This is a genomic window from Ruegeria marina (assembly GCF_900101475.1).
Taxonomy (GTDB): domain Bacteria; phylum Pseudomonadota; class Alphaproteobacteria; order Rhodobacterales; family Rhodobacteraceae; genus Ruegeria_B; species Ruegeria_B marina.
This window is the reverse complement of sequence record NZ_FMZV01000037.1, coordinates 1-12,098: the sequence shown is the minus strand read 5'-3', so window position 1 is coordinate 12,098 and position 12,098 is coordinate 1. Positions and strand designations below refer to the sequence as shown.

Genomic DNA, 12,098 nt, shown 5'->3' with positions numbered 1-12,098 from the left:
GAAGCGGCAAGACCCTGCCGTCAACATCGTTCTCGCGGAACGCTTCAACATACTGGCTCAAGCCCAGACTGCCCAACCATGTGCTGATTTCAACGACCATGTGAAACACAATGATGGTTTGGGGGATGCCGATCAAGGCAGTTAACCCTTGTGAATTACCCCCCTGAATCTTCACTGCGGCCATGGACCGGGTGCCGCCAGAGCATTGGCATGTTGGATGTCGGGAGCCTGTTTCCGCAAACGGTCCCTCTTTGAACACCGCGACCTATTCCGCTGCGGCGGCGCTTTCCGCCGGAGGAATATTGTGATTGCAGCGGAAGAAGTTGCCCGGGTCGTACTTGACCTTGACTTGTGACAATCGCTGCATGTTCGCCCCGTAGACGTTGTCGACCCGGTCGGCCTCATCCTCGGGCATGAAGTTCACATAGGCGCTGCCTGTCGAATAGGGCTTCATGTCGTCGAACAAATTGCGCGCCCAACCGATGCAGGCTTCGTCCTTGTCCGGCGTACTCCAGCGGGTGTGTACGTTCATGATGAAATGCGCCGATCGTTCAGGATAGGCCGTTTCGCCAGCCGGAACGCGCGCCATCGCTCCGCCGACATGAGCGATGAACACTTCGGATTGCGGGTCGGGCAGGGTGCCGATCGCCTCGACCAGCGTATCGATCGCCTTGGTCGGCAGACCGGCGAAATCATGGCTTTTCCAGTAATTCCGCTCACCCGGCGCCAGCAAGGGGTCGAAGGCGGCTTGCCAGCCGACGAAGGGGTGTGGGCCTATGACATCGACGACGGGATTGCCCAGGGCGCGCAGGCCTGCCATGGCCTTTTCACCTTCGGCCATGTCGCCCGCATAACAGGCGGCGAATATCAGAACCTCCTTGCCATGCCATTCTTCCGGCAGGAATGGCAGAGGTGGTGCTTTGCGCATCACCGTCCAGACGGTCAGAGCATCATCCGCGCTATCCGTGATCGACGTCAGTTTGCCCAGAAGCGAGGGCGCGTCGGCGATCGGATGCACGATCAGTCCGGACATTACCTCCGGCCCAAGCTCGTGCAGCCTGAAATGGAAGGAAGTTACAACGCCAAAATTGCCGCCTCCACCCCGCAATGCCCAGAAGAGATCGGCATTCTGACTGTCGTTGCAGATGATGATTTCTCCGTCTGCGGTAACGACCTCCGCCGACAAGAGATTGTCGATGGTCATGCCGAACTTGCGGGTGGTCCAGCCAAAGCCGCCCCCCAGCGTCAGGCCGGCAATCCCGGTCGTCGAATTGATCCCCACCGGAAGGATCAGGCCGTGGGCTTGCGTTTCCTTGTCGATGTCGCCCAACAGGGCGCCGGGTTCGACCCGTGCCGTCTTGGCGATCGGGTCGACACTGACCGATGTCATGGCGGAGAGATCCAGCAACAACGCACCATCCACAACCGCGTGCCCGGCAATCTGGTGTCCGCCGGACCTTATGGACATCATGAGGTTATGCTTGCGCGCAAACTCTATGGCGCGCCGCACGTCGCTGGCCCCCTTGGCGTGTACGACCAGCCCGGGATTGCGATCGACCATGGCGTTCCAGATGACCCTGGCTTTCTCGTAACCGGGGGTTCCCGGTCCAGACACGCCACCACGCAGTGATGCATCCAAGTTCGCAATCATTTCGTCATCGACTGATACGACACCGTCGTTCAATGTATTGATCTTGGTCATCTTTCTTTCCTCCACGTTCGAGGCGACAGAACGGTGCCTCCCCCAAAGGTTAACACAACGTCTCATCTGTCTCTGTTAGGTGGGTTACATTCAGATCCTCGCGGGCCGGGTGGCTCGGCACCGAGTCCGAATGTTCGTGCTCCGTCCTCGCTCCGGCATGACGAGAGCCCGTTGCACGCGCCAGAGGGTGAAATCCCCAAGAGATCACCCGGTTCCGGCGGTGCGGGTTCGGCTCGACGTTCGCCTCGGCGATCCGAAAGCGAAGGCTCACATCGCTGCGTTCGAAACCCCGGTCCATTCTGCTCTGGCCTTTTTGAGAAGGCCGTTGTCTGCTAGGCTTCCCACTGTTGCGCAGGCTTTGACTATTGGGAGGGCTGCACGCGCCAACCGTTTTCCTGCCTCGCTGTCGGAAGGGTAGTGAACCCCCAGCACCTCCCGATTGCGGGAAATCCGTGTGGCCATGTCGTGCAGCGCGTTGCGCGTTTCGCCGCCCGGATGCGTGAATTCCAGAATCTTGTTTCCGGCGGCGTCCAGCATGACCTCGTCAAGGCACGAGGCAACAAGCCAGGCTTCGGTCGCGTGGGCGCTGGGATAGGCGGCATGCTGCGGAACATCGATCGGAGGAAAAATGCCTGGGTGCAACTGCGATGGCCGTGGACGCTGAAACTTCATCTTGAAGTGAAAGGCCAGAAATTGAGCCACTGCCAGGGCCAGGTGGCAGAGCCTGAACGTGTAGGGGTGTGACAGGTAGCTGAATGGCAAGATGCCCTGGAAATAGCCGATCAGCGTATCCCTTTGTTGCAGGGCTTCGTCCAGCACGCCGTGCCGATATTCGATCAATCTGACAAGTTCCGCGAGTTCGTCATCGATCCGCCACCTGACACCGCCACCAAAATCCGTCAGATCGGTCGTGTTTGTTCCCGTGCGTGCAGGTTGGGGCAAGCTGAGATCCGTCCAGTCCGGTTTGCCCGAGCCATTGGAATCCAGTTGCGCGAATTCAGAGAGGAAGGCAATCGCCTGATTTCCGGGCGACCAATGCCGGAAATCGGCCGATTTGTAGAATTTGTAGATCTTGTGCAACCGGACAGGGTCGCCCGCTCCGTCGGTCGCGACCGGGTGGGTTGCCGGCCATTGATTTCCGGGCCACCAGCGATCTTCGATCGGTGTAGTCCCCGCCCCGTCATGTTCGGTATGCGGAGACAAACCCAATCCGAGGTAACTGGGGCTTCCTCCGTAGCCGGCGGTTCCGCGCGCATCTCTTGCATCACGGGCATCTCTTGCGTCTCTGGCATCGCGGGCATCCCGAGCATCGAATGTACTTACCCGTCCTGTCGGTCTGGTCATTTTCGGTTCTCCCTCAGATGAAAGGTTACTCTGGGGCGCCAGCCTGCCTGAGACGGGCGCAAAACTGATCGACAAGCTTTGCATCATTGTAGTGGCGATGGGTTTTTCGGTAGTTGGAAACCGAAAACTCGGGTTCCAGTTCCAAAAGCCGAGCGACGGTTTCCTTGGCGTCACTCGGCTTGCCCGCCGCGATCTGGGAAACGGCCAAAGTGCGCAGTCCACTTGTATAGCGATGGTTTTCCGCCAACCCCCGCAAGAGCCACTTTATCGCGGTTTCGAAATTGCCTGCATCATAGTGTACCGTGCCCAGAAAGACGTAGAAAACAAACAGACGCTGGTCGAACGGCGAAAGCCGGAGCGCTCTCTCCGCCGCATGGATGGCCTCTTTGCTGCGCCCGATACTGGACAATGTCACGCTGGAAAGCAGCCAGGCGATCGAACTGCTCGGGTTGGCTTCGCGAGCACGGTCCAGATAGTAAATCGCAGTCTCGAAATCTCCGAACAGATAAGACTGGACATGACCATAAGTTGCCAGCGCCAATGCGTTTTTCACATCCAGTTCGATCGCTTTCCTCGCAAGGGAACTGGCCTTGTGCGCATCCGCCTTGGGATCTTCCGACCATCCCTGGCCTACGTTCAGGCTGTGCCATCGGGCCAGCCAGGCCAAGGGAGAAGAAAAACCGGGATCGGCTGCAATCGCGTCTTCCAAGTGATGGCGAGCCCGGTCAAACTCATCCCTCTCCAGATCACCGATAAGGTCCAGCGCTTTGAGGTAGCTGTCGTAGGCCGTAAAGGATGCAGGTTGCTTGCGAAGGGTTCTCCGGCGCTCTTCGGACAATACGCCGGGCAACAGGTGCACCAATGCTGTCTCGACGATTTCATCTTGCACCGCGAACATGTCGCTTTGATTGAAATCCCTCTGCAGGCCCGTCAGATTGCGACCCGTCTCGGTGTCCAGCAACTGGGTGGACAGGCGAATTTGACTGCCGGAACGCCAAAGTGTTCCGGTTATGAGATACCGTGCGTTGAGAGCCCGCCCGACTGAACGTGGTTCGATTGCCTGCCGCCCGAACGCCAAGGTCGAAGACCTTGAAATAACCGTCAGATCGCTATTGCGAGAGAGCTGTGAAATGATGCCTTCCGAAATTCCTGCGGCAAGATATTCATCCGTCTGGTCGCCACCGGGATTGGCGAAAGGCATCACCGCAATCGAAGGCAGGATCGAACCGTCGACAGCGCCCTCCAATGCGTATCTTGCATCGGTGACCAGTTCATAGGCGGCAACGGTCTCGCCGAGCTTGCGCAACGGCAACCTGCCCAGCGATCGTGTCTCAAGCTGGTTCTGACCCGAAAGCCTGTCCTGTACCGATTGCGTCCAGATGATACCGCCGGCGCTGACGAATTCCTGCAACCGGGCCGCGATATTGACCCCGTCGCCCAACATGTCGTTTCCGTCACGAAGCACCCGGCAAAAGTTCAGCGATATCCGCAAGGACAACCCCTGCCGCCGCTGCCGGGCCTTTTTCTGCAATTCCCGTCCCCAGCGGACTGCTGCAACCGGATCGTCGAAAGTTGTCAGAATGCCATCACCGGTCAGCTTTACAAGTGTTCCGCCGTGTTGCCGCATCAAGGGCAGCACGACATCGTCCCGCAGATCGGTCCAGCGATAGAATGTGCCTTCTTCGTCGGTGTGCATGAGTTCGGAGAACCCGACGACATCCACGAACCCAACGCAAACCTTGAGATCGTCCGTCGCTTTCGACACGTTGGGAGGCAGAGCCCCGCCAGGGTTCTGCTCCGTATCTGCTGGGCTGAACATTTTTGGCAGGTCTGATGAACTACCCGAATGACCGCCGTCCGGAGCAGTGGCAGCTTTCGGACACGGCGGCAGCACGTCTTCATCCTGTTGAAAGAGACCGTTTCTCAAATCAATCTCTCCTATCCGTGCATTATGCGTCGATTCGCGATAAAAGTTAACTATGAGCCGGATTTGACCCGGGTTCAGACGGGTGAAATGATCGATTGGCCGGCCCCGATTTTGCGGGCCTGTCGGTGTGGAATAGGATCATTTCCGGGTTGGATGCCGGCGTTCCGGACGGCGGAGGTGCTGCCATGGCAATCAAGATGTTTCTGTTTGACCGCAATCGGGACACGCTGAAATCCAACCTGTCGAAAGTCGGATACGATCTGGTCGACTTGGTGAATACGTATGGCTTGCCCGGATTCATTCTTCCGCCGGGACAGACCAACAATCCCTGGGTCCCCGTTGATCGCGACGGGAACGTTTCACACGGGTTATCCGGGTCCGATATCGGATTTGGCATTCCTTTGTTATTGCCTGACGCCGACAAGGCGCGAAACCTGCTGAAGGATTTTCGGGACAAGGCCATCGCTGCTGGTGAGCCTGAGGCCGCGCGGGTCCTGGGGGTCGAGTTGGAACCATCCACGATGGATCTTGCGCCGAATGGACAGCATTGGTGCGCCGGGCATGGGATGGGAGTGGCGTTTGGATCGCGAAAGGCGGCGCGAGGTTTGATCCGCGCTGATGTTCTGAAAGCGCGGGGCTTGACCGGCGAAGGAACCAAAGTGTTCGTTGTCGATCGTGGATTCAGTAAAAATTATGTTCAGTCGCTTGGCGGCACCTATGGCGGCGGCCTCGGGATACTCCAAGGGGGTAACGTCACGGTCCCCGGCATTGGGACAGAAGCATATGTTCCCTTGCAAATGCGACACGGCTCCATGCTTCTGCGTTCATTGGTCGATCTGGCGCCTGACGCCGAGTTTTTCGATCTGCCTTTGCTGCCTGCGCGGATCACCGATGTCGAATATTTCGCGCTTCGTGCATTGTTTGCTTTTTTTGCGATGGATTGGTTTTTCCTCTCAAGCGATGAAAACTGGGTGATCCTGAACGCCTGGGGCATCGTAGATCGCTTTGCCGAGCGTGTCAGGGGGGAATACACCAACAATCCTGACCATTGGCTCAATGTCATGATCGCTGGGCTGGGCCGTCGGCACGACATTGTTTTTGCGGCAGGAAATAACGGCCAGTTCTGTGCCGACCCCCGCGCAAGTGGTTATGATCGAGGCCCGGGGCAGAGCATTTTTGGTGCAAACGGCCTGAAGGACGTGACTTCTGTTGCCGCAGTTCGTTGTGATGGTGCTTGGATAGGGGCTTCTTCGCAGGGGCCAGGACCAGCGAATTTTGATCCAGATGGCGGTTTGGTCGAAAAACCCGATCTCAGTGCGCCAAGCTGGTTCGTGGAAAATCGCAATGCCGGGCTTCGCAGCAGTGGCACGTCGGGGGCGTCGGCGATTGTTGCAGGGGCCATAGCCGCCTTGCGGAGCGGATGGGGAAACACCGTTGTCTCGCCCGTGCAAATGCGATCGGCCTTACGCGCCGGTACACGACGGATATCTGGTTCAGGCTGGGATAACAGAACCGGCGCCGGGTTGCTGAATCTGGATGCGGCGATTTCTGAACTGCCGTCTTGAAAGTCTGAAATGAGGGGTGTCGTTTGAGAACGGATCCTGGTTTGTGCACTCTGCAAAGTTCATATCCTGCTCACATCAACGCCAGAAAAATCGAAGCATTCCGGAAATGAAGGGACCAGGGCTGAATTGCATTATCCCAGCCATACCGACCCCAAGAAGCTTGATCGCCAAGCAAGATGGCGGCAACATGAATGCGACCTGGTTTTGCTTGGGGATTGACGGTTAAGGATATTTTTCGACTCGAGTGGGCACGTGCTTCAAGAATCTTTGAAATGCTTTGATGGACTTTCGAAGTTTGCCATCCGGCGGGCTGCGCTTTTGATAAGTTTAGTGATTGCGTCGCCGGTTTTCGCGCAAACCGCCAGCGAGATCACGCCGGAAAGCTTCACGCCACCGCTGCAAAGACTGGATGGCGCACTGGCGCTGTCCCGGCAATCGGGGGGGCAGGCTCCGGCCGGGCTGGAAAACATCGGCATCACGATTTCGGCGGTCGATCTGACCGATCCGCTTCCGCAGATGGCCGACGCGAACGACGCTTTCGTTGAGCGGCTGACCCGGGGCCGGATCCCTGCATCCGAATTGTTCGACGCGACCTCGGACCTGGAAGCCGCCTATGCCGAGGCCGGCTTTGTGCTGACGCGCGTCGTGCTGCCCCAGCAAACGGTGCGGGATGGCGGCCGGATACGTGTGGTGGTGGTGAACGGCTATATCGAAGCCATCGATACGCAGAACCTGCCGCCCGAAGTTCAGAAGCGGGTGGAACGGCTGACCCAGGGGTTGATCAACCGAAGGGGACTGACGCGCACCGAGCTTGAACGCCAGTTGCTGCTGTCCGGAGACGTGCCGGGAACCGCGCTGCGCTCGGGGCTGACCGCCGGCAGCGCGCCGGGATCGACCGTCATCGGGCTGGACGCCGAGTACCAGAGGGTCACCGGCTTCGCGGGTTTCGGCAATCCGACCGGTCCGGAACTGGGTCGGCTGAACCTGGAACTGGGGGGCGAACTGAACAGCGCCCTGGGCCAGGGCGAGACGTTTTACGGACGCATCTCGGGCAACTACAAGGGGTTCTTTTCCGGCGATCCGCGCAGCCGGATTCTGGCTGCGGGCGTTGTCTATCCGGTTGGCCGGTCTGGCACATACGTGAATATCGAGGCGACAAGCAGCGACACCACGCCGGATGAAGTCCCCGCGACACGGTCGGATTTCGACAGGTTGTCGTTGCGGCTGATCCATCCGCTGACGCGGGGGCGGCAACTGAACGTCACGGGCCAGTTGGCCGTGGATATGCAAAAGGACGACCAGTCGCTGTTGGGCGGGGCGCAGGTCTACGAAGATCAGCTGACCATCCTGCGCGCGGGGGTCAGCCTGACATATCTGCATATGGATCAGGCATTTTCTTCGGCCAGCCTCTTCTTGTCACGCGGACTGGATGCGCTGGGGGCCCGAACCCTGGCCGATGTCGGTGCCGGAACGCCGCTGTCCCGTGCCGGGGCGGACGCGATATTCACCAAGCTTTCGGGATCATTGTCGCACCGGCGCGCCTTGTCGGAACGGATCGGTCTGGCCGTTTTTGGTCGCTTCCAGAGTTCGTTCGGCGACCCGCTGCTGACCTCGGAGCAGTTTTCTCTGATCGGAAGCCAGGAGGTGTCCACGATGGATTCCGGCACGCTGCGGGGCGACGGCGGATGGGTGCTGCGTTCCGAGGTGTCGACGAGTTATCCGATCAGCGTCGCCGGCCGGAACTTCCAGATCAGCCCCTACCTGTTTGCCGGTGCCGGTCAGGCCATTCTGGAAAATCCCACCGTTCTGGAACAGGCCCGCACCAAGGCGGTGTTCTACGGCATCGGGATGGATCTTTTTTCGAATACGAACTCACTTTTCCGGTCAAGCAGCCTGCGGATCGAATATGGCAGAGGAGAACGTGACGATGGTATCCCTGACGAAAACCGCTTCAGCATCTCGGGGAGCGTTCGTTTCTGAGGCATCCTTGTCGGTGCGCACGATCCTGTCGTGCGGGGTTGCCGCCAGCGTCTGGCTGACACCTGCATATGCCCAGTCCACATTGCCGACCGGTGCGACGGTTGTCGGCGGTTCGGTCAACATCGCCCAGCCCGGGCCGCGGACGATGGTGATCAATCAGTCCAGCGAATCTGCGGTGGTGAACTGGAACAGTTTCTCGATCGGATCGGAGAGCCATGTCGACATCCGCCAGCCGGGGGCGCAATCGAGCATATTGAACCGGGTCACGGGCAACACCCGAAGCGATATTCACGGGCGGCTGACGGCCAACGGACAGGTGCATCTGGTCAATCCCAACGGTATCTTCATCGGGTCCAACGGCACGGTCGATGCCGGCGCCTTCGTGGCCTCGACACTGGATATCTCGACCGAGGATTTTCTGGCCGGCAGATACCGGTTTCAGGGCAACGGGTCCTCGGCGACCGTGTCGAACGCCGGGCGCGTGAGGATCGGCCCGGACGGCTATGCCGCGCTGCTGGGCGGGCGGGTGCGCAATTCGGGCATCGTCACCGTTCCGATGGGCCGGATCGGGTTCGCCAGCGGCGAGCGGGTGACGCTGGATTTGTCAGGTGACCAATTCCTGCAAGTGGCGATCCCCACCGCCGGAGAGGATGGTGGAGAAGCGCTCATCTCGCATTCAGGCATCGCCAGTGCCGACGGCGGGCTGATCGAGATGCGCGCCGCGACCGCCCGCGAAGCGGTGCGGCAGGCGATCAACCTGTCCGGCGTCGCCGAGGCGCGTTCGGTGTCGGTGCGCAATGGCGCGATCGTTCTGGGCGGAGGGAGTGGCGGGTCCGTCCAGGTGTCCGGGCGCGTTTCCACCCGTCAGGCCGGGTCGCCGCTTGCCGTGGCCAGTTCGCCCAGACCACCGCGCGGACCCGAAATCACCTTGACCGGACGCGAAATCATCCTGGCCGGGGCCGAGATCGACGCCAGCGCCGAGGAGGGCGGCGGGCTGGTCAGGATCGGCGGCGATTTTTCCGGCGCGGGCGACCTGCTGCGGGCCTTGAGCGTGGACGTCGACAGCGCTTCGGTCGTGCGGGCCGATGCGATAGGGGCGGGCGACGGCGGGCGCATCGCGGTCTGGTCGGACGACCAGACCCGCTTTGACGGGACCCTGTCGGCGCGGGGGGGCGAAATCGGCGGCGATGGCGGTTTCATCGAAGTATCGAGCAGCCGGGTTCTGTCCTATGGAGGGAGTGCGGATACGCGCGCGGGTTACGGCCGTTGGGGAACGCTGCTGCTCGACCCGCTGGATATCACGATCGACCCGGGCGCCGGGGGCGAGACCACGCTGGAAGCAGACCTCGAACGCACCAACGTCTTTCTCGATACCTTCAATTCGGTTGTAGGCGATACCGGCGATATCTTCATCAATGCAACCCTGGATTGGGTGGCGACGACAACCCTGTTCCTTCGGGCAGACAACGACATCTTTCTCAACGGAGCGATCAACGCACCGAACGGCGGTATCTTTCTGAATGCCACAAACAATGTGGCGACCAATGCGGCCAGTGCCATCGACGTGGCTTCTTTCACCCTGTCATCGGGGATATGGAACCAGGTCGGCACTCTGCCGTCATTTTCCGCGACCAATTTCCAGGCTGCGTGCTGCGGGACCTTCCTGCGCGCGCTGGGCGGCGATGGCAGCGCGGCCAGCCCCTATCAGATTACGGATGTCTACGGCCTCCAGGGGCTGGCCACGCCGGGCCTGTCCGGGGCAAATGCCGTCTTGGCCAATGATGTGGATGCCAGCGGCACCTCGGCCTGGGTAAATGACTTTGACGGAAACGGATTCGAACCGATTCCACTGCTGGGCGGCACGCTGGACGGCGCGGGTTTCACGGTTTCCGGCCTTTTCAGTTCGCAGTTTTCGTTCGATGAAGAGTTTTTCGGTCTACGCCCGGCCGCCCTGATCAACACGATCGACAGCAGTGGCGCAGTGACGGACCTGACGCTGGAAAATGCGAATATCGCAGGCAGTTCGGCTGCGGTTCTGGCGGTCACGAACAATGGGACGGTCAGGAACACCCGAAGCAGCGGCAATGTCAGCGCAGCCCTTGATGCGGCAGGCGGCCTGATCGCCGTGAACACCGGGTCCGTGCAGGACAGCCTTTCCTCGGCCAATGTTACGGTCGATGTCGGCTCGAGTTCGATCCCGCACGCGGCCGGCGGTTTCGTCGGGCGCAACCAGGGCGGAACGATTGCGCGGTCGCATGCGACGGGCAATGTCACCGTGACCAATTCTGTCAACCTGGACACGCCGTCTGGCATCAGGGCAGGCGGTTTTGTCGGAGAGACGGACGCCCCGGCACAGATCGCCGATTCCTATTCACGTGGCAACGTCACCGTCACGGACACATCGACAGGCAGCCTGGCCGGAGCTTTTGCCGGCGGTTTTGCCGGGGACAATGCCGGCAGCCTGACCCGGTCCTATTCAACCGGAATGGTGACGACATCCGGGGCCCTGAGTTTTACCACCGGAGGATTCCTGGGCCGGGATACCTCGAGCGGCGGTGCGTCCGCGAATTTCTGGGATGTCGACATCTCGGGTCGATCGACCAGTCCCGGCGCCACCGGGCTGACCACCGCGCAGTTCCAGGACACGCCGACCTTCATCGCGCTGGGCGGGCCCCTTGGGTGGGATTTCGGAACCATCTGGGCCCCCGGCGACACCGGGTTCCATCCGGTCAATTACAGCACCTCTCCGGTTGTCTTTGCACAGCCCGATCCGTTGACGGTTCAATACGGTCAGACCGAAGGCGCGGTTGCGACAGGGTCCGTTGCCGGGGGGCCGGGCAGCTATGTGTTCGATGGCTGCTGCGACACGCTTGGCACGTCCCCCATATTCCAGACACTTGCGTTTCCCGACATCAACGTCGGCTCAAGAACCTTCACGGTCGACAGCACGGCCCTGACCAGCGCCGACGGCATATCCTACCGCGTCGTTGATCTGGTGGGCAGCGCGACCGTCACACCGGCGCCGCTGGTGGTGACGGCGGACGACGCGACCAGCCCCTATGGGCAGGCGGCGGTGCTGGGCGGGTTCTTGACCACGGGCCTGCTGTTTGCTGACAGCGTCGACAGCGTGACGCTGACAAGCGCGGGGTCGGCGGCGGATGCGGGGGTGAACGGCGGCACGCCTTACGCTATCGCGGCCTCGGACGCGGTGGGCACCGGGCTCGGGAATTACGACATTTCCTATGTGGATGGGGCACTGACCGTCACGCCGGCGCCGCTGGTGGTGACGGCGGAGGACGCGACCAGCCCTTATGGGCAGGCGGCGGTGCTGGGCGGGTTCTCGACCACGGGCCTGCTGTTTGCTGACAGCGTCGACAGCGTGACGCTGACGAGCGCGGGGTCGGCGGCGGATGCAGGGGTGAACGGCGGTCTGCCCTATGCCATCGTGGCCTCGGACGCGGCGGGCACGGGGCTCGGGAATTACGACATCACTTATGTCGACGGCGCGCTGACGGTGACACCGGCGCCGCTGGTGGTGACGGCGGAGGACGCGACCAGCCCCTATGGGCAGGCGGCGGTG

Annotated in this window: 7 protein-coding genes; 3 read left to right on the top strand and 4 right to left on the bottom strand. The window is 60.7% G+C overall.

All coding sequences use genetic code 11. From position 1 onward, the window contains the following. The 4 genes from BLT75_RS23630 to BLT75_RS23615 form a co-directional block, all read right to left on the bottom strand. The coding region (locus tag BLT75_RS23630; RefSeq protein WP_143028668.1) for an SAM domain-containing protein at positions 1–184 on the bottom strand (184 nt) is incomplete at its 3' end. An 81-nt stretch (positions 185–265) separates the two neighbouring features. Further along, entirely contained in the window at positions 266–1,702 is a 1,437-nt protein-coding gene (locus BLT75_RS23625) for an FAD-binding oxidoreductase (RefSeq protein ID WP_093038154.1), read from the bottom strand. Between the two features lie 267 nt (positions 1,703–1,969). Then, positions 1,970–2,782, bottom strand: a complete 813-nt coding sequence (locus BLT75_RS23620; protein WP_176828252.1) for a phosphatase PAP2 family protein — start codon at positions 2,780–2,782, stop codon at positions 1,970–1,972. A 289-nt stretch (positions 2,783–3,071) separates the two neighbouring features. Then, positions 3,072–4,490 carry a tetratricopeptide repeat protein gene (locus BLT75_RS23615; protein ID WP_245706645.1) on the bottom strand — a complete coding sequence of 473 codons (1,419 nt, stop codon included), beginning with the start codon at positions 4,488–4,490 and terminating at the stop codon, positions 3,072–3,074. A 668-nt stretch (positions 4,491–5,158) separates the two neighbouring features. Here BLT75_RS23615 and BLT75_RS23610 point away from each other — a divergent pair. The 3 genes from BLT75_RS23610 to BLT75_RS23600 form a co-directional block, all read left to right on the top strand. After that, positions 5,159–6,538 carry a S8 family serine peptidase gene (locus BLT75_RS23610; protein ID WP_143028665.1) on the top strand — a complete coding sequence of 460 codons (1,380 nt, stop codon included), beginning with the start codon at positions 5,159–5,161 and terminating at the stop codon, positions 6,536–6,538. 330 nt (positions 6,539–6,868) lie between these two features. Next, on the top strand, positions 6,869–8,518 hold the full coding sequence (locus BLT75_RS23605; protein ID WP_245706644.1) for a ShlB/FhaC/HecB family hemolysin secretion/activation protein: 1,650 nt from the start codon (positions 6,869–6,871) through the stop codon (positions 8,516–8,518). Between the two features lie 13 nt (positions 8,519–8,531). After that, a partial coding sequence (locus tag BLT75_RS23600) for a two-partner secretion domain-containing protein (RefSeq protein WP_245706646.1) occupies positions 8,532–12,098 on the top strand: 3,567 nt, incomplete at its 3' end.